Below are 23,575 nucleotides of genomic sequence, written 5' to 3' on the forward strand. Positions count from 1 at the left end.
GTGGCCGGTATTCAGCCCTGCTTCTCCGAGAATGCGGGCGTGCGGCCCGTCAGCCCGTCGAAGACCCGCACGTAGGTCTCGGCCTGCCGGCGCCAGGACAGCTCGCCCTCGATCCGGGCGCGGCCCGCCAGGCCCATCTCCCGACCGCGGTCGGGGTCGTCGAGGATCTCGAGGATCGCGTCGCCGAACGCCGCCGGGTCGGTCCCGGGGACGTACCGCGCCGCCTCGCCCGCGCTGCGCCGCGTCTCGGTCAGGTCCGACGCCACCACGGGCAGCTCGTGCGCCATGTACTCCAGCGTCTTGTTCATGGTGGAGCGGTCGTTGAACTCGCTGGGCGGGTCGGGCGTGACGCCCAGGTCCGCGCTGGACAGCCAGCGGCCGATGGCCGCGTGGTCGACCCGGCCGGTGAACTGCACCCACAGGTCCAGCCCGCGGCGCGTGCAGTCGGCGCGCAGCTCCTCCAGCGCGTCCCCGAAGCCGAGCAGCGCGAAGCGCACGTCGGTGCGGCCGCGCACCTTGACCACGTGCTCGATGGCCGCGAGCAGCCGGTCGACGCCGTCCTGCGAGCCCATGATCCCGACGTAGCACACGAGGTGCTTGCCCAGGTCACGGGCCCCCGGCTCGGGGTCGCCGCGGTGCATCAGGTCGGCGTCGGGCGTGCTGAGCACCACGGAGCTGCGGCTCGGGTCCACGTGGCCCCGCTCCAGCGCGATCTGCTGGTAGGAGCCGTTGGTCGAGATCACGTGGTCCGCCGTGCGGTACGTCGCACGCTCCAGCAGGAGCAGGGCCTTGTAGAGGACGTCCCGCCGGCCGAACTTCGCGACGTACACCTCGGGGCACAGGTCGTGCTGGTCGTAGACGAAGCGCACCCCGCGCCGCAGCCGCCACAGCAGCGCGAGCAGCCAGTACGTGTCCGGCGGGTTGCACGCCTGGATCACCTGGAAGGGCGCGTCGCGGTGCACGCGGGCCGCGGCCCGGGCCGTGCGCCACCAGCAGACGACGAACTCGCGCACGTAGCCCATGACCCCGCGCGACTCGGGCGGGGGCGGGTAGGAGTGGACGGTCACCTCGTCGACCTGGAAGCTGGCGGGCTCGTCGCCGTTCTCCTGCGGGCAGACGACGCTCACGCGGTAGCCGGCGTCCGTCAGGGCGCGGCACTCGGACCGGACCCGGCGGTCGATCCGGAACGGTAGGTTCTGAATGATCACCAGAACGTGTGGAGCGTCGGAATGCATGACGAAAGTCTTGCCGCAGGTACGGCGTGCAGAAAGCCGGGGAGCGGGTGAGAACGGGGATTCACCCGCGGGCCTCGGTGATACGCCGGTGCGAGATATCACCCGAACATCACCCTCGCGGAGGTTGATTTATCCGTGCTCTTTCCGGGTAGGTCCAGGAAAAGGGGTCGCCGATATTTCATCCTGTGCTGTTTCCGGGGAATGCCCGGGGTGGGGTGCGGGCGGTGCCGGGGGCCGGAGCCCGGGGTCGTCCGGGCGGGGCCGACCCGGCGAACGGCGTCGTCCACGCGCTCGACCGGGGACCGCCTCCGGTCCGTGACGCTCGCGACCGCGCGGCCCGTCGGCAGTGTCGGTGAGCCCGCCTAGGCTTAGGGGCGATGACTTCCCTCTTCGACAGCCTCTCCCTGCCCGGCCTCGACCCCGCGTCGCCGGGGGACGGGGCGCGCCTGCCGCGCACCGCCCCGCGGTGGGACGACGGGGGCGAAGGCGACCCCGGCGAGGCGGCCGTGCCCGCCGAGCCGGACTGGCTGGCCGGCCTGCCGCACGAGTCCGAGGCGCCACGCGCCGGCGGGGCCTTCGCGCACCTGGACCCGGACGCCCTGCTCGACGGGCTGAACCCGGAGCAGCGCGCCGCCGTGGTCCACGAGGGCGGGCAGCTGCTCATCGTGGCCGGCGCCGGGTCGGGCAAGACGCGCGTGCTCACGCACCGCATCGCCTACCTGCTGGCCACCGGCCGTGCGCGCGCGGGCGAGATCCTCGCGATCACCTTCACGAACAAGGCCGCTGCCGAGATGCGCGAGCGCGTCGAGGGCCTGGTCGGCCCCGCCGCGAACCGCATGTGGGTGTCCACGTTCCACTCGGCGTGCGTGCGCATCTTGCGCCGCGAGGCGACGACGCTCGGCCTGCGGTCGAGCTTCAGCATCTACGACGCCGCGGACAGCCAGCGCCTCATCACGCTGGTCACGCGCGAGCTCAACCTGGACCCCAAGAAGTACCCGGCGCGCGGGCTGTCGAACAAGATCAGCGACCTGAAGAACGAGCTGGTCGACCCCGAGACCTACGCGCAGCAGGCCGGGGCGTACGCGGAGCAGGAGGCGCAGGCCGAGGCCGCGTCGGCGGCGTCCGGCGGCATCCGGCGGCCGTGGGGCGGGCAGTCGGCCGACGAGCGCAACACCGCCGTGCCCAAGTTCGACCAGGTGCTGGCCGACGTCTACACGCGCTACCAGGCGCGCCTCGCCCAGGCGAACGCCCTGGACTTCGACGACATCATCATGACCACGGTGAACCTGCTCCAGGCGTTCCCGAACGTCGCGGAGCACTACCGCCGCCGGTTCCGGCACATCATGGTCGACGAGTACCAGGACACCAACCACGCGCAGTACACGCTGGTGCGGGAGCTCGCGGGCGTGGGCGCGGACGACGACTCCGCCGGTTCGAACGGTGGCCTGGATCCCGCCGAGCTCACCGTCGTCGGCGACTCCGACCAGTCCATCTACGCGTTCCGCGGCGCCACGATCCGCAACATCCTGGAGTTCGAGAAGGACTACCCGGACGCCACCACGATCCTGCTGGAGCAGAACTACCGCTCCACGCAGAACATCCTGAGCGCCGCCAACGCCGTCATCTCCCGCAACGCGGGCCGCACGCCCAAGCGCCTGTGGACGGACTCGGGCGCCGGCGCCAAGATCACCGGCTACGTCGCCGACGACGAGCACCAGGAGGCGCGGTTCGTCGCCGACGAGATCGACAAGCTCGGTGACAGCGACGGCGTCCGGCCGGGCGACGTCGCCATCTTCTACCGCACCAACGCCCAGTCGCGGGCGCTGGAGGAGGTGCTGGTCCGCGTCGGCCTGCCGTACAAGGTGGTGGGCGGCACCCGGTTCTACGAGCGCCGTGAGGTCAAGGACGCCGTCGCCTACCTGCGCGCGCTGGCCAACGAGGACGACGACGTGAACCTGCGCCGGGTGCTCAACGTGCCCAAGCGCGGGCTGGGCGACCGCGCCGAGTCGCTCGTCGCGACGTTCGCGGAGCGGGAGCGCATCTCGTTCGGCGCCGCCCTGGAGCGCGCCGACGAGATCCCCGGCATGACCAACCGCTCGCTCAAGCCCCTGCTCGTGTTCCGCGACCTGATGCGCGAGCTGCGCGGCCTGGTCGACGACGGCGCGGCCCCGGCCGTGGTGCTCGGCGCCGTGCTCGACCGCACCGGCTACCTCGCCGAGCTGCGCGCGAGCGAGGACCCGCAGGACGAGGGCCGGGTCGAGAACCTGGCCGAGCTGCACGCCGTCGCCGTCGACTTCGGCGAGACCGACCCGGAGGGGTCGCTGGCCGACTTCCTGGAGCGGGTCTCGCTGGTCGCGGACAGCGACCAGATCCCCGCCGAGGACGTCGCCGACGGCGCCGCGGAGGAGGCGCCCCGGGAGAACCAGGGCGTCGTCACGCTGATGACCCTGCACACCGCCAAGGGCCTGGAGTTCCCGGTCGTGTTCCTCACCGGCATGGAGGACGGCACGTTCCCGCACATGCGCTCCCTGCACGACGACAGCGAGCTCGCCGAGGAGCGCCGCCTGGCCTACGTGGGCATCACGCGGGCGCGCGAGCGGCTCTACATCACGCGGTCGTCGGTGCGCGCGGCCTTCGGCATGGCCAACGAGTTCCCGGAGAGCCGGTTCCTCCAGGAGGTCCCCGAGGAGCTGTGGGACTGGCGGCGCCGCGAGTCGTCGACGGCCGCGATCCGCGCGGGCCGGGGCGGCTGGAGCGGCGGGTACGGCTCCGGCGGCTACGGTTCCGGCGGGCGCTCGGGCTCCGGGTCGGGGTCGGGGTCCGGGTCGAGCTGGTCCTCGGGCCGGTCGGGGTCCTCGCGCGCCGGCACGGCGTCGTCGTCGGGCGGCAGCCAGCCCAACCCGTTCTCCCCGCAGAAGAAGGCGGGCGCCAAGGGCGGGTTCGGCGGGCTCAACGTCCAGAAGGACGTCCCGAGCCTGGAGATCGGCGACCGCGTCACGCACGACTCGTACGGTCTGGGCACCGTCGTGGACGTCGAGGCCAACGCGGTGGTCAAGATCGACTTCGGCACCAACGGCACCAAGCGCATCGCGCTGAAGTACACGGCCATCACCAAGCTCTGACCGGACCTTCGGGATCGGGGCCGGGACTGGCCGCGGCCGCTCCTCTCCTTCGAGACCTAGGTTTCTTCGCTTTGCGGCGGCCCAAAGCGAAGAAACCTAGGTCTCGAAGGAGACGTCGGCGGACGCCGGACGCCCGGCGGGGCGGGGGCTTCACATTCCGGACTTTTTCGGTCTACGGAGGTTCGGTACCGTCCGCCCATGGTCCTGACCGACGACGCCCGGCCCGGCCTGGTCGCCGGGTCCGCCACGGCCGCAGCCCCGGCACCGGCCCCAGCCTTGGCACCGGGCGCAGCACCGGCCCCGGTACCGGCAGCCGGCCCGACGACGGCGGGCACTCCGGCAGCGGCCGCCGCCGTGGCACCGCACTCCCCGGCCGGCGTCCCGACCCACCAGCCCCCAGGGTCCCCGGCCGCCCGCAGCGCACGCATCCCCGGGCTCGACGGGCTGCGGGCACTTGCCGTGGTCGCCGTCGTGGCGTTCCACCTGGCGCCCGCGTGGGTGCCGGGCGGGTTCCTGGGCGTGGACGTGTTCTTCGTGGTCAGCGGGTTCCTGATCACCACGCTCCTGCTGCGCGAGGTCGCGGGCACGAGCTGGATCCGGCTCCCGCGGTTCTGGGTGCGCCGGGCCCGCCGGCTGCTGCCCGCCATCGCGCTGGTGCTGGTCGTCAGCATCCCCGTGGCGCGGGTGGTCGAGCCGGACCTGACGGTCGGGATCGGGCGGCAGATCCTCGGGGCGGTCACGTTCAGCACCAACTGGGTCGAGATCGCCGCGGGCACCGGCTACTTCGACGAGTCCCAGCCGGAGCTGCTCCGCATCCTGTGGTCGCTGGCCATCGAGGAGCAGTTCTATCTGGCGTGGCCGGTGCTGCTGGTGGTCCTGCTGATCGCGGTGCGCTCGGCGGCCTGGCGGGTGCGGGTCGTGGCCGTGGGCGCGCTCGTCTCGGCGGCGGCCATGGCGCTCCTGCTCATGCCGGCGTACGGCACCGGCGTCGACCCGACCCGCGTCTACTACGGCACCGACACCCACGCGTTCGGCCTGCTCCTGGGCGCCGCGGTGACGCTGCGCTGGGCCAAGGCCGGTCCCGCGCTGCGGGGTGCGCGCGCCCACCTGCTGCCGCCGCTGGCGCTGGCCGGCCTGGTCGCGCTCTTCCTGCTGCTGCGCAGCGACTCGCCGCTCACCTATCCGCTCGGGCTGCTGGCCGCGTCGCTGCTGGCCCTCGTCCTGGTGCTGGCGTGCGACGCCGCCCGCACCCAGCCCACCTGGTTCGTCGCCGCGCTGGAGCTTCCCGTCCTGCGCTGGGTGGGGGAGCGGTCGTACGGGATCTACCTGTGGCACTGGCCGGTCGCCTGCATCGTGACTGCGGCGGTCGGGGCGCAGCCCGGCACGCCGTGGTGGGGCGTCGGCACCGGCCTCGCCGTCGTGCTCACCCTCGGACTCGCGGCGGCGTCGTACCGGTGGGTGGAGATGCCGGTGCGGCGGCTCGGCTTCCGCGGCGCCCTGCGGGAGCTGCTCGGCGCGGTACGCACGTCCGCCGTCGTGCCGAAGGGTGCCGTGGTGGTCGCGGTGCTCGCGCTGGCCGGGACGGGCGCGGCGGTCACCTCCGCACCGGAGCGGACGGCGACGGAGCTCGCCATCGCCGCGGGCGTCCAGGCCGGGCAGGACGCCGCGGGCCCGCAGGCCGCCACTGCCGCGGCGCGGACCGGCACGCCCGAGCCGACGTCGCGCAGCGGCCGGCCGGGTCCGGAGCGTCTGCCCTTCGGCGCACGGGAGGGTGCCCAGGTCTCCGCCTTCGGCGACTCCGTGCTGGCCGCGGCCACCCCGGCGATCCTCGCGCGCTACCCGCGTGCCGAGGTCGAGGGCGTGGTGAGCACCGACTGGCTCGACGCCGAGCGCATGGTCCGGGCCGCGAAGCGTGAGGGCCGGCTGCGCGAGACGGTGCTGCTCAACTTCGGCACCAACGCTGGGTTCCAGCTCGACGGCTCGGCCGACGCCGCCCGGAACGTGCTCGACATGATCGGCCCGGACCGCCGCGTCGTGCTCGTCAACAGCGTGGGGATCAGCTACTGGGTGCCCGACGCGAACAAGACCCTCGACCAGGTCGCCGCGGGCCGGGAGAACGTCGCGGTCGCCGACTGGCACGCGCTCGTCGACCGCCACCCCGGCCTGCTGCACGCGGACGCGACCCACCCGAACCTCGACGGCGTCGAGGCCTACACGGACCTGGTGGAGAAGTCGTTCGCGACCCTGGAGTGACCCCGGAGTGACCCCGGAATGACACGGCTTGGCGCAGCCTGCCCGCTTTAGGCCACTATGTGTCGCCATGAGGATTCTGGTCTCCGCGGGTCGCCTGTTCGTGGCGCACTGGCCCGCGCTCCTGACGCTCGGCCTGCTCGGCGTCGCCGTCCGCAACGGCGCGATGTGGGGCGCGGTCGAGCTGAGCCAGTGGAACTCGTTCGTGGCGCAGCTCCTGCTGATCCTGAGCCCGCTCGGCTACCTGGTGCCCGTGGTCGGGATGCTGTGGGTCTGCCGGAACAGCCTGCCGAGCCTGGGCGGCTCGGACCTCGGCCGCCGGGAGCGCGCCGCGCAGGCGGCGATCCCCGGCATGCTGCCCACTCGGCGCGCGCCGATGATGCCCTCGGAGCGACGCGAGCGGCGCCTCATCGACATCGCCCTGTCCGTGCTGGTGCCGTTCCTGGTGGTCTACGAGGTCGAGGGCCTCATGGACGCCGACCGCCTGCGGTTCACCAACGAGGCCGCGGCCGACGAGCTGTTCAACGACACCTTCAGCGCCGAGGGCGTGGACTTCATGTCCCGCCTCGGCGTCTGGTCCGGCTGGACGCTCGTCGCCATCGTGGCGGGCGCGTTCGTGCTGCGCTGGCTGCTCGGCCGCCTGGAGGGCAAGGTCCAGTTCCTCGGGATCGCGGTGCTCGGCGGGTGCCTGGAGATCTACTGGACCAGCCAGGTCGCCGGCCAGATCGAGTCGCTCGAGGGTGGCCTCTGGTACCTCGCGGAGGAGCGGCAGCTCGTCGCGGCCGCCGTCGGCACCGTGGGCGCCGCGCAGGAGAGCGTGGGCGACGCCGGGAACGACGCCGCGGCCTTCGCCGCCAACGGCTTCGTCACCGTCCTGGAGTCGCTCGACGTCGTCCTCGTCGCGCCCGTGGCCTGGCTCGCCATCGGCGCCGTGGTGCTGGGGCACAAGCTGATGGACCCGCCGTCGTCGGAGCACCGCTGGCTCGACCGGATGACCTGGATCCCCGCCGGCCTGCGCTCGATCCTGGAGTCGCTCACCGAGGACCTCCGCGCCCGGTTCTCCGCGCTCTGGAACGGGCTGAAGCTGATCGTGCACGGCGGCCTCGGCCCCATGCTCGTGTTCTGCCTCGGCTACCTCGTGGTGATGCGCGCGCCGCTCGCCGTCGGCTGGCTGGTGCGTACCGTGACCGGGCCCGTCGAGACCAACGCCTGGATCGCGTTCAGCCCCTTCGAGGCGGCAGCGGGTCTCGTGATCTCGCTCGCGCTCGCCGCCGCGCTCATCGCGGCGACGGTCGAGGCGCTCGTCGAGCGCGGCCTCGCGGTCCGTGACCTGGACGACGACGCGACGCCCGTCGCCGGGAACCGCGCGGTCGCGGCCCCTGGCAGGCCGACCGCCCCCGGAACTCTGGCTACGGCAGCTCGACCGTGAGGTAGTCCGGGCCCCCGAACGACAGCCGCACCTGCTCGATCGCCGCGTCCGGGTCGGCCAGCACGAACGAGCTGACGTCCCACTCGGGCTGCTCGCTCACGAACCCGTCGGCGTCCGGGAGCGAGCACCGGTTGGAGTTGCCCAGCACGTCGGGCGACGCCTCCCCGTAGCGGGTGCCGTCGTCGGCCACGAGGGCGATCGAGCACAGCGACAGGTCTGTCTGGAGCTCGGCGGCGAAGTGCAGCTGCACCTCGTACGCGACCGAGCCCTCGGGGATCGGCACCGGGTCGCCGTACGACGGCGCCGGCAGCTCGTCCACCCGCTCGACGCCGGTCACCGTCGCGTCGAGCTCGCGCAGCACGGTGGTGTTGGCCCGCTCCGGCACGTCGAAGCCCATGTCGAGGTACTCGCTCGCCAGGTGCGCCGGCTCGCCCAGGCTGACCCGCTGGGACTCGTAGTGCACGCCCGCGGGCCACCAGAACGCCCAGACCCGGAACGACGACGCACCCGTCGCCACCACGATCGCGACCGGCAGCAGCACCAGCCAGACGGCGTTGCGCCGCCACCAGCCCCGCGGCCGCCCCGCCGTCGGGACGTCGGGCGGAACCGATCCCGGCAGCAGCCCCGGCTGCAGGCTCGGGGCGCCGCCCGGCGGCATACTCTGTGGCCCGCCCTGGGACGGTCCCGGCACGGCCGGGGTCACCAGCGTCGTCATCCCTCGTCACCCTCCGTGCTCGCCGTCGCATAGCCCGACGACTCCGGCGTCACCGTGTCGGTCGCCTCCCAGAGCGCGGTCGCGTCCTCGGCCGAGATGCCCAGGTCGACGACGCCGGCGGCGTCCCGCCGCTGCCCCGCGTGCTCCTCCGTCTGCCCGCCGCGCGCCAGGCGCACGCTCGCGCCGGCCAGCGCGTCCTTCGGCACGTCGAAGCAGTACGTGACGCGCCACGCGTAGCCCGGCTGGGCGTTGGCCGACGTCGAGCAGCCGGCCTGGTCGGTGGGCCAGAACGTGCGGCCCTCGGCGTCGGTGATCTCCGCGCCCACGAAGGTCGTGGCGCCCTGCGTCGCGCGCCAGGTCGCGTCCACCACCACGAACGTGCCGCCCGCCTGGGCGGCCTCCGAGAAGCTCTCCAGGGTGTCCGCCACCCGCACCTCGGTCACCGTGAGGTCGGCATAGGTCAGGTCGAGCGTCTCGCCCACCGTCCCCTCGACGACGAACGGCGTCTCCACGACGGCCTCCTGCGGCACGAGGGTGACGAGCGTGCAGCCCGCGACCACGCCCCCGACGACGAGGAGCGAGCCCTTCCAGGTGATCCGGCGGCGTCCGTGCCTCACTGCTGCCCCTGCCCGTCGCCGGTCCGGTCGGTGTTGTCCTTGAGCGGGAGGTCGCCCTGGAACGCGACCTCGCCGGGCAGCCAGTACCCGTTGTCCAGGGTCAGCCGGCTTTCGTCGATCCAGTCCAGCCCCACGACCTCGACCGGGATCTCGTCGCCCGTGAACTCGTCGCTCTGCTCCCAGATCAGCGCGACCTGATAGGTGACGCCCGGGTTGAAGATGCGGATGTTGCTCGCGTCGGCGACGTTCACGATGGTCGCGGAGGGCAGGTCGGGCTCCTCCTCGGCGTCCTCTTCCCCGGGCTCGGGGGAGGCGCTCGCGGACGGCTCGGCCTCGGGCTCCGCGCCGTCGTCGGCCCCGGAGTCCAGGTCCGTGTCCAGGCCCGCCAGCGGCTCCTGGGGCACGACGCCGACGCCCTTCGGCGCGGGGATCGCGCTGCCCAGCGTGCTGCTGTACTGGGGCTCGTCGCCGGTGTTCGTCACGTCCGCGACCACGGCGAGCATGTGGTTGCCCGGTGCGGGCGTGAGGTAGCCGAGGTCGCCGGTCTTCACCACGCGCACGACGGTCACGTCGAACGGGCCCACCTCGATGGCGGTGCCCGCCACGACCGGGTCGGCCTGCGCCTCGACCTTGCTCCACGCCCCGAACGGGGTCACGGCCACGAGCGCGGCGGCGACGCCCGCGCCGACGCGCTGCATCGTCGACATGTCGTCGGCGACGGCGGAGACGACGCGGCGGCCCAGCCGGAACGCGATGTCGGGGCCGCCGGTGCGGGCATGCTTCATGGCGCACGATCGTAGCGGTGCATCACGGACCAACCGGGCGAAAGTCCACGACCGCGACAAGCCCGCGACGGCCACCCTTTCGAGACCGGGGTTTCTTCGCTCTCAGCCTGCTGAAAGCGAAGAAACCCCGGTCTCGAAGGAGAGGTGCCGATCAGGTCCCGACGGCGACGTCAGCGCAGCCCGAACGCCCTCGTCAGCGTCTGTGCCACCCGGTTGCCCTCACCGTCCTCGACGACCGTCCGCAGGGTCGCGAACTGCGCGCCCCGCGGCGCCGACAGCCGCGCCGACCAGGCGTCCGGCCCGCCCGGCTGCCGGTCCCGCGTGAGGTCGAGCCGCTTCCAGGTCGCCCCGTCGTCGTACGACACCTCGACCGTGGGCCTGCCGACCCGCGCCTCGATGCCGGGCAGGTGCGACGGCGTCACCGCGAGCCGGGTGGTGCGCGACGCGCGTCCCGCCAGGTCGGTGTCCACGGCGTAGTCGAGCTGGATCAGCGGCAGCGGCTCGACGGCGTCCGGCCCGCTCGCCTCCGACGTGAAGTCCCACTCGGTGTGCGTGTGCGTCGAGTACGGCCCCGCCCAGCCGGCACGGTCGTTGTCGGCCACCACGCGGTACGGCAGCCGCTCGGCGGCCAGCCCGCCGTTGACGGGCAGGAACTCGGCGTTGCCCCACAGCAGCTCGGTGTCGCCCTGGTAGAGCGTCGCCCGGTTGCGGACGTCGAAGTTGCCGCCGCCCGTGCTGCCCACGTGCCCGCTGCCGGAGTCGCCCCAGCCCGGCACCGGCACGTACATCTGGTCCAGGTACCGGATCGGCTGGGAGCCCAGGCCCATGCGGGGGCGCAGGACCGGCCCGAACCACGTCACGTCGCTCGTCGTGCGCGCCCGGTACTCCAGCACGTCGACGTTCGCCTGCCCCATCTCGCCGGGCAGGTACGCGCTCTGCGTCCACGGCACGCCGGCCGCGACCCAGTCGGTCCGCTCGCCCTGCGCGGTCGCGACGAGCTGGTTGCCCGCCGTCCACCCGTGCCAGACGTCGAACCGCGCCTCCAGCGCCGGACCCTGCCGGTGGTGGCGGAACGACATGTCGACCCGGGCCAGGTCACGCGTCGTCGAGGTCCACGTAGGCCGGGCCGGCACCGCGCCCGTCCAGTGGTGCACGACGTCGTAGGCGTACTCCGTCGTCGGCTCCGCCGAGACCGTGACCTCCGGCCGACGCCGGTCCAGCGACCGCAGCAGCTCCGCGCCCTGGCCGGACGTGAGTGTCGCGACCGTGAGCGGCGCGGGCTCGCCCGGGATCCACGGCGACTCGTCCCACGGCGCCAGCCGCCCGGCGCCGTCGTGCACCACGAGCAGCAGACGCGCCCCGGCGTCCGCCGCGGCCTGCGCCAGCGCGGCGATCTCCCGCGTGTCCCCGGCACGCACGACGACGGCGGTGTCCTTCAGGCCGTGCCCGCCCCCCTGCCGCGCCAGGTCGGACGCGCTCTCGACCTCGACCACCCGCAGCGTGCGCTTCCCCGCCGGCAGCGGCGTCGCGCCCCGCTTGACCCGCAGGTCGCCCAGACCGTCGAAGCCGCCCCGGCCCCCGAGCACCGTGAGCGCCGGCTGCTCCAGCCGGAACTGCGCCCCGAACTCGAACAGGCCCGCGGTGACCTTCTTGCCGGTGGGCAGCGCCCACAGGCTGTCGTACTCGCCCGCCGGGAACATGGAGCTCGCCGTGTACCCGCCGTTCGGGAACTGCCGGATCACGTCCAGGCGCATGGAGCCCGGGTCCGTGTCCTGCGGCACCTCGGCCCGCACCTGGACCGCCTTGCGGGCGTCCAGCACGATGTCGCGGTCCTGGCTCAGGTCCACGTCCACGAAGCTCAGCAGCGCCGTGCCGAGCGAGCCCGCCCCGTTGGCGCCCTCGACGTCGACCGTCAGCCAGCCGCTGTAGCTGCCCACCGGCATCCGCAGCACGGCCGTGCCGTTCTCGTCCAGGTCCGCCCCGGAGAAGATCTCGTCCGACGTCACCAGCAGCTTGCCCACCGCGGGGTGCCCGTCGTCACCCTTCACGGTGACGGTCAGCTCCTGACGCTGGCCCTCGCGGGTCGCGCCCGTCAGGGTCCGGGCCCGCACGGCCCCGGCGTCGTCCGTCGCGACGACCGTCGCGCTCAGGTCCGCCTCGGCGGGCAGCAGCGAGAGGTCCGCCGTGAGGTCCACCGACGCCGTGCCCTGCGCGGGCACCGTCACGGTCTCCGAGGACAGCGTGAGGAAGCCCGCCGGGACCGCGCCGTCGACCGCGAGGTGCAGGTCCACCGGGGCGTCGCCCAGGTTCGTGTACGTGACCGGCTTCGACACGGGCTCGTCCGTGCCGGAGTCGTATGTGTGGAAGCCGAACCCGGCGCTCGCGGTGCCCAGCACGGTCGCCTCCACGGCGGCCGCGGCGTCGAGGCGACCGCTGCCGGCCTCGTACGGGGTGTAGTCGGGGGTCGGCGCCGCCGTGCCGACGATCGCCTCCTTGATCTGCTCCGCCGTCCAGTCGGGGTGCGCCGCGGCGACCAGGGCGGCCGTGCCCGCGACGTGCGGGGTCGCCATCGAGGTGCCGCTCATCGTCGTGTACATCCCGGAGCCGCGCACGAGCTGCGACCGGGCCGCGAGCACGTCGACGCCCGGGGCGGTGACCTCGGGCTTGATCCCGCCGCCGAGCGCGGGCCCGGTGCTGGAGAAGTCGGCCAGCGTGTCGGTCGCGTCGACGGCGCCCACGGCCAGCGCGGAGTCCGCCAGGGCGGGGGTGCCGATGGTGTGCGGGCCGCCGTTGCCGGCGGCGGTCACGAACAGTGCGCCGGTCTCGGCGGTGAGCTCGTCCAGGGCGGTCGCCATCGGGTCGTCGGCCCCGGCGGGGTCGCCGCCCAGGCTCATGCTGACGATGCGGGCGTCCTGGTCGCGGGCCGCCCACTCCATGCCGGCGATGATCCAGGACTCCATGCCCCGGCCGTTGCTGTCGAGCACGCGGCCGACGTGCAGCCGGGCGCCCGGCGCGACGCCGCGCTCCAGGCCCTCCGAGGCCGCGCCGGTGCCCGCGATCGTCGAGGCGACGTGGGTGCCGTGCCCCTGGTAGTCCTCGACGTAGTCCTCGGTCTCGACGAAGTTGGCCGCGTCCTCGACCTGGTCGGCCAGGTCGGGGTGCGTCGGGTCGATGCCCGTGTCGAGCACGGCGACGTCGACGCCCTCGCCGGTGTTGCCGCTGGCCCAGACGCCGGGCGCGCCGATCTGGGCGGTCGACTCGGCGAGGTCGGCCGTGACGGGTCCGTCGAGCCAGACCTTCTCGATGCCGCCGGCGAACGCGGGGGCGCCGCCTTCACGGCGGGCCCCGGCGGGGGAGCCGGTGTCGGTCAGGTCCGCCCAGAAGGTGGCGGCCCCGTCGCGGTCCTGCTCGACGGCGGCGCCGTCGACGCTGGGCAGCGCGCGGACGACGTCGGCGCCGTCGAGCGGCGTCGTGCCCCGCGACCGGGCCGCGGCCTCGGTGTAGCGGACGATGAGCGGCAGGGTGTCCGTGCTCGCGTCGTCGTAGCCGTTCGCGAGCAGGCTTGTGACGTCGAAGAGGCGGTCGTCGAGCGTGCCGGCCGTGACGTAGGGCAGCACGGCGTCGGGGTAGACGAAGGTGGCGCCGTCGCGCTCGGTGCGGTGGTAGGACGACGTCGTCCCGCCGGGGCCGGTGACGTTCGTGACGCTGGTGCCGTCCGCCGCCGTCGTGATGGTGACGGTGTCGCCGGTGATCAGGGTGACGCTGCGCGATCCCGCCGCCGATGGCGGGAGGGCGGCGGCGGTGCCGCCCGGCGGCACCGTGCCGCCGGGGTGCGCGGGCGCCGCGGCGGACGCCGTCGCGGACCCGACGGCCAGGGCCGCGGCCACACCGGCGGCGACGAACGCCCCGGCGCGGGTGGAGATGGTGAACACAGGTGTCCCTTTCGAGAGTGGTGTGCCCATTTCCTAACCCTCGGACGCGGTGCGCTGGGTTTCCCCCGTGTAACGGCAACGCCATTTCCTGGCCTACTCCGGACAGGTGGCAGGCAACGGCCACGCCCCGCACCCCGGGAGGGGGTACGGGGCGTGCCCGACGGCGCGGCTACGCCGCCCTGCTCGACCCCTCCGCGAGGTGCCGGACCCGGTCGACGTCCGCGCCGGCGTCGGACAGGAGGGTGCGGGCGGGGGACTCGCCCCGGGTGAGCCCGAGCAGGAGGTGCCCGCCGTGGATCTCCTTGGAGCCTAGGCGGATCGCCTCGCGCAGCGCGAGCTCCAGCGACTTCTTGGCGTCCGGGGTGAACGGGATGTGCTTGCGGCGTCCGCGCAGGGTGCGGCCCGCCCGGGCGAGCGCGCCCTCGCCGAACGTGGCCTCGGTGGCGCGGGTCACCTCGTCCAGGTCGATGCCGACGGCGGCCAGCGCGGCCGGGTCGAGCGCGTCGCCCGCCTCGATCCGGGCCCGGGCGCTCTCGACCAGGGCGGCGGTGTCCACCCCGCCGTCGGCGAGGGCGGTGCGGGCCGGGCCCGCGCACTCGGCGAGGGCGACGAGCAGGTGGCGGCTGTCGATCTGGTCGCTGTGCGCGTGCCGGGCGACCTGCTGGGCGTCGACGACGGCGGAGCGGGCGTCCTTCGTGAACCTCTCGAACATCAGATCCTCCTGTTGTGCTTCTTGTGCACCGCCTGCCGGCTGACGCCGAGCGCGTCGGCGATCTCCTGCCACGACCAGCCGAGGCGCCGCGCCCGCTCCACCTGGAGGGTCTCCAGGCGGTCGGCCAGCTCGCGCATGGCCTTCACGGCGCGCAGTCCCTCGGCGGGGTCGTCCCCGGCTGCGGATGCGGCGAGTGCTTGCTGGGTCATGTGTCAACCATGGTTGACAATCCGGCATCTTGTCAACCCTGGTTGACAGAATTCGCCGTACCGTCGCCGAACGAGACGTGTGCCACACACCTGCGCCGAAGAGGCCCGGAATACCGCCGCTCTCGTTCGGAACCACGGGCGATCCAGGGCTACTCTGTACGGGGATGTCTTGACGTCGAGACATCGCTTCAGCCGGGCTCCGGGCGACAACGACGTCCGAGGGCCGCATCCCGATGGAAGGACGCAGCAGGGTGGACCTGTTCGAATACCAGGCGCGCGACATCTTCGAGAAGCACGGCGTTCCCGTGCTGGGCGGGGTTGTCGCGACGACCCCCGAGGAGGCTCGCGAAGGCGCCGAGAAGCTGGGCGGCGGAACCGTCGTCGTGAAGGCCCAGGTCAAGACCGGTGGTCGCGGCAAGGCGGGCGGCGTCAAGCTGGCCCACTCGCCCGCGGAGGCGGCCGAGAAGGCCGGCGAGATCCTCGGCATGGACATCAAGGGCCACACGGTGCACCGCGTGATGATCGCCCAGGGCGCCAAGATCGCCGAGGAGTTCTACTTCTCCGTGCTCCTGGACCGGTCCAACCGCAACTACCTCGCCATGTGCTCCGTCGAGGGCGGCATGGAGATCGAGCAGCTCGCCGTCGAGCGGCCCGAGGCGCTCGCGCGCATCGCCGTCGACCCGGCCGTCGGCATCGACGAGGCCAAGGCCGCCGAGATCGTGGACGCCGCCGGCTTCGCCGAGGACATCAAGGGCAAGGTCGCCGAGGTCATCCAGGGCCTGTGGACCGTGTTCAAGGCCGAGGACGCCACGCTGGTCGAGGTGAACCCGCTGGTCAAGACCGAGGACGGCGAGATCGTCGCCCTCGACGGCAAGGTCACGCTCGACGAGAACGCCGGCTTCCGCCACGCGGACCACGCCGAGCTCGAGGACTCCGCCGCGGCCGACCCGCTGGAGGCGAAGGCCAAGGAGAACGACCTCAACTACGTGAAGCTCGACGGCGAGGTCGGCATCATCGGCAACGGCGCGGGCCTGGTCATGTCCACCCTCGACGTCGTCGCCTACGCGGGCGAGAAGCACGGCGGCGTCAAGCCCGCCAACTTCCTCGACATCGGTGGCGGCGCCAACGCGCAGGTCATGGCCAACGGCCTCGACGTGATCCTGAACGACGCGCAGGTCAAGGCGGTCTTCGTGAACGTCTTCGGCGGCATCACCGCCTGCGACGAGGTCGCCAACGGCATCGTGGGCGCGCTGGACATCCTTGGCGACGAGGCGTCCAAGCCGCTGGTCGTCCGCCTCGACGGCAACAACGTCGAGCTCGGCCGCCAGATCCTGAACGAGCGCAACCACCCGCTCGTCACCCTCGCCGACACCATGGACGGTGGCGCCGACCTTGCCGCCGCCAAGGCTGCCGCCGCCTGATCGCCCGCTGAAGACTTCGAAAGCAGAGACAAGAAGACAATGTCGATCTACCTGAACCAGGACTCGAAGATCATCGTCCAGGGCATCACGGGTGGCATGGGTGCCAAGCACACCGCCCTGATGCTGGACTCCGGCGCGACGATCGTCGGCGGCGTGAACGCCCGCAAGGCCGGCACCACGGTGACCCACAAGGACGCCACCGGCGCCGACGTGACCCTCCCCGTGTTCGGCACCGTCAAGGAGGCCATGGCCGAGACCGGCGCGGACGTCTCCGTCGTCTTCGTGCCGCCGGCCTTCACCAAGGACGCGGCCATCGAGGCCATCGACGCGGGCATCGGCCTGCTCGTGGTCATCACCGAGGGCGTGCCGGTGCAGGACACCGCCGAGGTGTGGGCGTACCTGCAGGGCAAGGAGACCCGGATGATCGGGCCGAACTGCCCCGGCATCATCACCCCGGGCGAGTCGCTCGCCGGCATCACCCCGCACACCATCACGGGCAAGGGCCCGATCGGTCTCGTGTCGAAGTCGGGCACGCTGACCTACCAGATGATGTACGAGCTGAAGGACTTCGGCTTCTCGACCGCCATCGGCATCGGCGGCGACCCGATCGTCGGCACCACGCACATCGACGCGCTCGAGGCCTTCGAGAACGACCCGGAGACCAAGGCGATCGTGATGATCGGCGAGATCGGCGGCGACGCCGAGGAGCGTGCCGCCGAGTACATCAAGGCGCACGTCACCAAGCCGGTCGTCGGCTACGTCGCGGGCTTCACCGCCCCCGAGGGCAAGACGATGGGCCACGCCGGCGCGATCGTGTCCGGCTCGGCCGGTACCGCGGCCGCCAAGAAGGAGGCCCTCGAGGCCGTCGGCGTGAAGGTCGGCAAGACGCCGTCCGAGACCGCCGACCTCATGCGGGAGATCCTGCAGGGGCTCTGACCCTGATCGGCGACGGCGGTTCCCTCTCTCGGGGGAGCCGCCGTCGTCGTCCTGTCCGGCGGCACGCAACCGAGCGGAGTGAGATCGTGAACGACGTCGAGATCGTGAACGACAGGGAGTCGATACTTCGGGTCCATCCGTTCTGGGGATCCCTCGTAGCTGCCGGAGCGGTGACGGTCCTCGGGATCGTGCTCCTGGTGCAGATGGGTTACAGCGCTGACGCGAGTGCTGAGAGCCTGCCCGAATGGCGATACCTCATCCCTTGGGCAGTTTTCGGCACCGGGGTGATCGGACTCGTTGCTCTGGGCGCGGCCGGGCCCGTTCTGCTGAAGCGACCGAGGGGCTCTTCGCAAAAGGGGCGTTCCTACACCAGTTCCCCCGGTGAACTCCATACCCGGCCGTAATATCTCCCGAAGTTCACCCGGGCCACGCCGAGGCAGGTCCCCGGGGTGACGCCGGGCCCCGGGTGAAGATTGCCGGGTGAGCGCACCACCCCGCCCGAGCACGGCCACCCGTTCCGCCGGCACCCGCACGACCCGTCCGGCCGGCAACCGGCCGGCGGCCCGCCGCGGCCGCGTGGTCGAGCAGGAACCCGCCCCCGAGCAGGCGTCGTCCGCGCTCGCCCACGTCGTCGCCGGGGTGCTCGCGGCCGCCCAGGCGCTGGTCCTGTCGCTTGCCGTCGTGGTGCTCCCGGCGGTGGTGGCCTTCCTCGTGGGCAACGCCGCGCTCGCCGCCCCGTCCGACGCCGCGGACGGCGGCACCCAGGTCCGCTCCGCGATCGACGTCGCCGCGGGCCTCTGGCTGCTGGGTCACGGCGTCCCGCTGACCGCGGACGACGTGACGGTCACCCTCGCGCCGCTCGGCATCGCTGCCCTGGCGCTGTTCACGACGTACGCCTGCGCCAAGCGGTTCGCCGCGGCCTCGGTCCGGGCCTGGGCGGCGGGCACCGTCACCTACGCCCTGGGCACGACGGCGGTCGCCGTCCTCGCGGGCAGCGCCCCCGGCTGGTCGCTGGCCCTGGCGCCGGTCGCGGGCCTGGTCATGGGCGGGCTCGGCACGGGCCTGGGTATCCTCGCGCGCCCGGACGCGCCGTCGGCCGCCGAGATCGGGGAGGGCGCGGAGACGCTGGCCCGCCGGCTCACCGGCGTCGACCTGGTCCCCGCGACGCTGCGCCTCGGGCTGCGCGGCGGCGCCGTCGTCGTCGCGCTGCTCGTCGGCGGAGCCGCGCTGCTCGTGGCGGCGTGGGCGCTGGCGGGCCGGGCGACGTCGTCGGACATCGTCACGTCCCTCGAACCCGGCTGGACCGGCGGCATCGTGTTCGCCGTGGCGCAGCTCGCGCTGCTGCCCAACCTGCTGCTCTGGGCGCTCGCCTGGCTCGCCGGGCCGGGCTTCGCCGTCGGCGAGGGGACGAGCTTCACGCCGTTCGGCACGGTCTCCGGGCCGCTGCCCGCCGTGCCGCTGCTCGGGTCGCTGCCGGGCGAGGACTGGGCCAACCCGGTCAGCGCCTGGTCGCCCGCGCTCGTCGTCGCGTGCGGCGTCGCCGCGGCCGTGTTCGCCTGGCGCCGGCTGGAGCCGTCGCTGGTGCGGTGGGCCGACGTCGGCTGGGTGCTCGGCGGGATCGTCCTCGTGCCGGGGGTGTTCGTGCTGCTCGGCCAGTGGGCCGCCGCGGGCGCGGTCGGCCCCGGGCGGCTGTCCGAGATCGGCGCCCAGCCCCTGGTGACCGCCGGGCTCGTCGCCGCCGAGGTGGGCGGGGGAGCGGCGGCCGTGCTGCTCGGCGCCAAGCTGGACGTGGTGGCGCGGCGCGGCGAGATCGGGGAGGACCTCGTGGCGTGGCTGCGGCGTCCTGGGGCTGTGGGTGGCGACGGTTCGGTGGGTGGTGACCGGGACGAAGCGGCTGGTGGCGCGGCTGATGGGGAGGTGCGCGACCTCGCGGCGGAGCTCGGGTTCGACGGCTCGCCCGCTTCGGACGGCGACGGCGACGACGGGGATGGGGGCGCGACGTCGGACGGCGATCCGGACCCGCGGGACGCCGTCGGCCCGGACGCGGGTTCGCCAGGTGAGGGCGCGGGTCCTGCCGGCGACTGGGCGCGGACCCAGGCGTACGCGGTCTCGGACCCGGACTCGGACCCGGGACCTGATCCCTGGCGAAAGCCGAGCGACGTCGGCGCCGACGCCGACGACGCACGCGGGACGGGCCCGGGAAAGTAGGCTGGGGCCCGTGCAGACGCCCTCCGGTCACCCCGTCGAGTCCACATCCGCCAAGCGCCTGGTGGTGCTCGCCTCGGGCGGCGGATCCAACCTCGCGGCACTCCTGGCCGCGCACGACGACGCCGCCTACGGCGCGCGCGTCGTCGGCCTCGTCACCGACCGGCCGGCCGCGGGGGCGCTCGACCTCGCGCGCGACGCCGGGGTGGCGTCCGCCGTCGTCGCGCTGAAGGACTTCGACGACCGCGCGGCCTGGAACGACGGCGTGCTCGAGGCGATCACGGTGTTCCAGCCCGACTACGTGATCCTGGCGGGGTTCATGCGCATCCTGGCGCCGGGCGTCGTCCGCAAGTTCGAGGGCCGGATGATCAACACGCACCCGGCGCTGCTGCCCAGCTTCCCCGGCGCGCACCCGGTGCGCGACACGCTCGCCCACGGGGTCAAGGTCACGGGCTGCACGGTGCACCTGGTCGACGACGGCGTCGACACCGGCCCGATCGTCGCCCAGACCGCCGTGCCCGTGCTCGACACCGACGACGAGCCCACCCTGACCGAGCGGATCAAGGTCGCCGAGCGCGCGCTGCTGGTCGAGACGGTCGGCCGCCTGGCCCGCGAGGGCCTCCACGTCACGGGCCGCAAGGCATCCATCGGCCACTGACGAGGCCGCGGCGCCCGAGTCACGCGGCGTCATCAGGCGGACATTTCACCCGGTACGTTGTGCAGCGTGACTGGGGAGACGACGACGGCGGGTTCTGCCGATCTTGAGAGTTCGGTGGTCGTGACGCCGGCTCTCGCGACCCCGGACCCGGGCACCCCCGAACCGCCCCTGCGGCGCAACACCGCCTATCTGCTGCTGACGACCGGGCGGTTCGCGCAGGCGATCGGCGCCGGGGTCGGTACGTTCGCGATCCCGCTGCTGGCGTTCGAGGTCACGGGCTCGGTGGGGCAGGCGGGGCTGATCAGCGGCATCGGCCAGGCGGGTGCGCTGCTGGCCACGCTCCCCGCGGGCGTCGTCGCGGACCGGGTCAACCGCCGCGCGCTCCTGGTGGTCGCCGCCGCGACGGGGACCGTCCTGTGGGCGACGGTCGTCGCGGCCGGGCTGGTGGGGACCCTCGGCGCGTGGCACCTGGCGGCGGTCCTGTTCGGGTCGTCGATGGTGAGCGCGTTCGTGAACCCGGCGTCGGGCGGCGCGCTGCGCGCCGTCGTCCCGCCCGCCCAGATGGCGAACGCGATGGCCGTGAACCAGGGGCGGATGGCGGCGGTCGCGCTGTTCGCGGGTCCCGTGGGCGGGTTCCTGTACGGCATGGCGCACGTGCTGCCGTTCGTGGCGTCCGTGCTGGGGCACCTGATCGAGGTCGTCGCCGTGTCGTTCGTGCGCAAGCCGCTCAACGGCGAGCGGACCCAGCGGAGCCACCCGCTCGCCGACCTCCGCGAGGGCCTGCGTTTCGTGGGCGCCGTGCCGCTGTTCCGCGCGGTGCTGGTGCTGATCACCCTGCTCAATCTCACCGCGATCGCCCTGGTCGTGGCCGTGAACCTGGAGCTGGTCCGCACCGGCACCGACCCGCGGCTCATCGGCCTGGTCGACGCGTGCGCCGGCGTCAGCATGCTGGCCGGCGCGATCGTCGCCGGCCCGATCGTGCGGCGCACCCGCGTCGGCCGGCTCGGGCTGCTCGCGATCGGGACGCTCGCCGCGGCGCTGGTCGTCATGGCGCTGGCGCCGTCGTACTGGGTGTTCGTGTCGATGCTCGCGGTCGGCGTCTTCCTCTACCCGGCGCTCAACGCGGGCTTCACCGGCTACCTCACGGTGATCATCCCGGACCGCATGATGGGCCGCGCGACGTCGCTGCTCGGGCTGACCGGCCTCATCGCCGCGCCCACCGCGCCCGTGCTGGGCAGCGCGCTCCTGGAGGGCTGGGGCATCGGCGTCACGCTGTGGGTCATGGTCGGCGCCATGGTCGCCGTCCTCGTCGCGCTGGCGTGCACCCGCCCGCTGATGCGGATCGGGCGCCCCGGCACGTGGGCGGACGACGCGCTGGAGAGCGACTGCTGAGCCGGTTCAAGCCTCCGGTGGGGTGTCCACGGCGCGCGGGCCGATGGCGAAGAGGAGCTGGTAGTACCGGCGCCTCGGGTCGTCGGGATCGGCACGCTTGGCAGCGCTGGTGCGCTCCGACCACTTCTCCAGCACGGTCAGGACCTCGGCCGTCATCTCCTCGGCCTCCTCCCGGGTGAAGAACCCGGCCGACGCGACACCCTCGTGCAGGTCGTCTCGCGCGCCGGGTGCGTCCCGGTCGCGGAGGAACATGTCGCGCAGCCAGTGCAGGTACGGCTCGATGACGCGTTCGGCGCCCGCGATGTTGCGGTCGACGACGAACCGTTCCACGACGGGCCGCCACACCCGGTCCCGCTTGTCGCGGGCGAGCTCGGGCGCCTCCTCGATGAACCCGTGCCTCGCGAGCACCCGGAGGTGAAAGCTGATCGAGTTGGCCGGCTCGCCCAGCGACCGGGCGAGGTCGGCCGCCCGGGCGTGCTCGCGGACGTTGAGCTCGACCAGGATCCGCTGCCGGAGCGGGTGCGCCATGGCGCGCAGGGTCTCCGGGTCGGTGATCTGGAGGGGCTCCTTCGGCATGCCGTCAGGCTAGCAAGAGCGTGCATCTCGAATTGCGCAAGATCCATTGCGCAATTCAAATTGCGGAACTATGGTGTGCGGCATGACGACGGACGAGGCCCGGATGCCGGGCGAGGTGCCCACCGAGACGGCGCCCAGCCTCTGGAAGAACCGCTCCTACCGCCTGCTCCTGACGGGCGCGACGGCCGAGGACGTGGGAGCCGCCGTCGGCGCCTTCGCAGTGCCGCTCGCCGCGTTCGCGATCACGGGGTCCGTGGTCCAGGCCGGGGTGATCTCGTTCGTCGGCCAGCTCGGGTCGGTGCTCATGACCCTCCCGGCCGGCGTGATCGTGGACCGCGTGGACCGGCGTCGGCTCATCATGGCCGGCGGCGCGGTCGCGGCCCTCGCCTGGGCCACGGTCGTGGTCGCGGGGCTGGCGGACGGGCTCTCGATCACCGCCCCGCACCTGGCAGCGGCCCTGTTCGTGTCGTCCGCCGTCGGCTCCCTGCTGGACCCTGCGGGCACGGCCGCGCTGCACGCCGTCGTCCGTACGGAGCACCTGGGCCAGGCGATGTCCGTGGCCCAGGGGCGCGACGCCGCGGCCGCCTTGCTCCAGGGCCCGCTCGGCGGGCTGCTCTACGGTATGAGCACGGTGCTGCCCTTCGTGGTCTCCGCGGCGGGCCGGCTCGTCGCCGTCGTCACCACCTCCCTGGTGCGCGAACCGCTCAACGGCGACCTCGGCGCCGCACGCGCCGAGCATCCGGTCGCCGCGCTCCGGGCCGGGCTCCGGTACGTGTTCGCCGTGCCCCTGCTGCGCGCCACGATCTGGCTGTTCATGCTGGTCAACGTGGTTCTGAACGGCATGATGGTCGCGATCAACCTGCACCTGGTCAGCACCGGCACGGCGCCCGCGCTCATCGGCCTGGTCAACACGGCGGTCGGCGTGGGTGTGCTGACGGGCTCGGTCCTCGCGGGCGCGCTCGTCCGGCGGGTGCGGGTGAGCGTCCTGACCGTGCTGGCGCTCGGCGTCTCCGGCGTCGCCGTCGTCGTGATGGCGCTGTTCCCCACGTACTGGGGGTTCGTCGCGGCGCTTACCGGGATGATGCTGTTCGCGCCCGCCCTCAACGCCGGGATGCTCTCGTACGTCACGGCCATCACGCCGGGCCGGATGCAGGGCCGGATGGCCGCGACGCTGGGGCTGACAGGTTTGGTGGCCGGCCCGACGGCGCCGCTCGTCGGCAGCCTGCTCCTCGACGGCGTCGGGATCAGCGCCGCGATGTGGTGCTTCGCCGCCGCGTGGACCGTGCTGTTCCTGGCGATGTTCCTGGTGCGCCCGCTGTGGCGGGTCGGCCTCCCGGACACCTGGGCGGCCGACGCGCTGGAGTAACGCGGCCCGTGTCAG

General features: G+C 73.4%; 17 protein-coding genes. 9 read left to right on the forward strand and 8 right to left on the reverse strand.

Translation table 11 applies throughout. The annotated features are described in order from the left end of the window. Positions 1-11 precede the first annotated feature (11 nt). Positions 12-1,208, reverse strand: a complete 1,197-nt coding sequence (locus tag FHX71_RS27715) for a glycosyltransferase family 4 protein (RefSeq protein WP_182620670.1) — start codon at positions 1,206-1,208, stop codon at positions 12-14. A gap of 404 nt (positions 1,209-1,612) precedes the next feature. On the opposite strand from FHX71_RS27715, the gene FHX71_RS27720 reads away from it, so the two are divergent. The 3 genes from FHX71_RS27720 to FHX71_RS27730 all read left to right on the forward strand — a co-directional run bounded on the left by FHX71_RS27720 (position 1,613) and on the right by FHX71_RS27730 (position 8,036). Then, positions 1,613-4,357: a UvrD-helicase domain-containing protein gene (locus tag FHX71_RS27720; RefSeq protein WP_182620671.1), complete on the forward strand. Its 2,745-nt coding sequence runs from the start codon at positions 1,613-1,615 to the stop codon at positions 4,355-4,357. Between the two features lie 198 nt (positions 4,358-4,555). Further along, positions 4,556-6,610 carry an acyltransferase family protein gene (locus tag FHX71_RS27725; RefSeq protein ID WP_182620672.1) on the forward strand — a complete coding sequence of 685 codons (2,055 nt, stop codon included), beginning with the start codon at positions 4,556-4,558 and terminating at the stop codon, positions 6,608-6,610. A gap of 67 nt (positions 6,611-6,677) precedes the next feature. Next, positions 6,678-8,036, forward strand: coding sequence for a hypothetical protein (locus FHX71_RS27730; protein WP_182620673.1), 1,359 nt, complete (start codon positions 6,678-6,680; stop codon positions 8,034-8,036). On the opposite strand, the gene FHX71_RS27735 is transcribed toward FHX71_RS27730, so the two are convergent. From FHX71_RS27735 to FHX71_RS27760, 6 genes are all read right to left on the reverse strand, one after another. Continuing rightward, positions 8,017-8,751 (reverse strand): hypothetical protein, encoded by a 735-nt coding sequence (locus tag FHX71_RS27735; protein WP_182620674.1) that lies wholly within the window; start codon positions 8,749-8,751, stop codon positions 8,017-8,019. The two genes, FHX71_RS27730 and FHX71_RS27735, sit on opposite strands and share 20 nt — an antisense overlap. Further along, positions 8,748-9,368, reverse strand: a complete 621-nt coding sequence (locus FHX71_RS27740) for a hypothetical protein (protein WP_182620675.1) — start codon at positions 9,366-9,368, stop codon at positions 8,748-8,750. Before FHX71_RS27740 ends, FHX71_RS27735 begins: the two co-directional genes overlap by 4 nt. Then, on the reverse strand, positions 9,365-10,153 hold the full coding sequence (locus FHX71_RS27745) for a hypothetical protein (protein ID WP_182620676.1): 789 nt from the start codon (positions 10,151-10,153) through the stop codon (positions 9,365-9,367). Before FHX71_RS27745 ends, FHX71_RS27740 begins: the two co-directional genes overlap by 4 nt. Before the next feature lie 170 nt (positions 10,154-10,323). After that, positions 10,324-14,085, reverse strand: a complete 3,762-nt coding sequence (locus tag FHX71_RS27750; protein ID WP_182620677.1) for a S8 family peptidase — start codon at positions 14,083-14,085, stop codon at positions 10,324-10,326. A gap of 169 nt (positions 14,086-14,254) precedes the next feature. After that, positions 14,255-14,797, reverse strand: a complete 543-nt coding sequence (locus tag FHX71_RS30245; RefSeq protein ID WP_182620678.1) for a Clp protease N-terminal domain-containing protein — start codon at positions 14,795-14,797, stop codon at positions 14,255-14,257. After that, positions 14,797-15,006: a helix-turn-helix domain-containing protein gene (locus FHX71_RS27760; RefSeq protein WP_182620679.1), complete on the reverse strand. Its 210-nt coding sequence runs from the start codon at positions 15,004-15,006 to the stop codon at positions 14,797-14,799. Before FHX71_RS27760 ends, FHX71_RS30245 begins: the two co-directional genes overlap by 1 nt. A gap of 251 nt (positions 15,007-15,257) precedes the next feature. On the opposite strand from FHX71_RS27760, the gene sucC reads away from it, so the two are divergent. From sucC to FHX71_RS27785, 5 genes are all read left to right on the forward strand, one after another. After that, entirely contained in the window at positions 15,258-16,427 is a 1,170-nt protein-coding gene (gene sucC, locus FHX71_RS27765; protein ID WP_182620680.1) for an ADP-forming succinate--CoA ligase subunit beta, read from the forward strand. 39 nt (positions 16,428-16,466) lie between these two features. After that, positions 16,467-17,363, forward strand: coding sequence for a succinate--CoA ligase subunit alpha (gene sucD / locus FHX71_RS27770; protein WP_182620681.1), 897 nt, complete (start codon positions 16,467-16,469; stop codon positions 17,361-17,363). A gap of 480 nt (positions 17,364-17,843) precedes the next feature. Then, positions 17,844-19,571, forward strand: a complete 1,728-nt coding sequence (locus FHX71_RS27775) for a cell division protein PerM (protein ID WP_312877244.1) — start codon at positions 17,844-17,846, stop codon at positions 19,569-19,571. A gap of 10 nt (positions 19,572-19,581) precedes the next feature. Next, entirely contained in the window at positions 19,582-20,226 is a 645-nt protein-coding gene (gene purN, locus FHX71_RS27780) for a phosphoribosylglycinamide formyltransferase (RefSeq protein WP_182620682.1), read from the forward strand. 66 nt (positions 20,227-20,292) lie between these two features. Beyond that, a complete protein-coding gene (locus FHX71_RS27785) occupies positions 20,293-21,618 on the forward strand; it encodes an MFS transporter (protein ID WP_312877245.1) in 1,326 nt (441 codons plus the stop codon). A gap of 6 nt (positions 21,619-21,624) precedes the next feature. On the opposite strand, the gene FHX71_RS27790 is transcribed toward FHX71_RS27785, so the two are convergent. Beyond that, the gene (locus tag FHX71_RS27790) at positions 21,625-22,194 is read right to left on the reverse strand and encodes an ArsR/SmtB family transcription factor (RefSeq protein ID WP_182620683.1); all 570 of its coding nucleotides are present in this window, start codon (positions 22,192-22,194) and stop codon (positions 21,625-21,627) included. 82 nt (positions 22,195-22,276) lie between these two features. Between FHX71_RS27790 and FHX71_RS27795 the strand changes: the two genes are divergently transcribed. Further along, positions 22,277-23,560: an MFS transporter gene (locus tag FHX71_RS27795; protein WP_182620684.1), complete on the forward strand. Its 1,284-nt coding sequence runs from the start codon at positions 22,277-22,279 to the stop codon at positions 23,558-23,560. Positions 23,561-23,575: the final 15 nt, after the last annotated feature.

Origin of the sequence: Promicromonospora sukumoe (assembly GCF_014137995.1) — a bacterium.
GTDB classification, from domain to species: domain Bacteria; phylum Actinomycetota; class Actinomycetes; order Actinomycetales; family Cellulomonadaceae; genus Promicromonospora; species Promicromonospora sukumoe.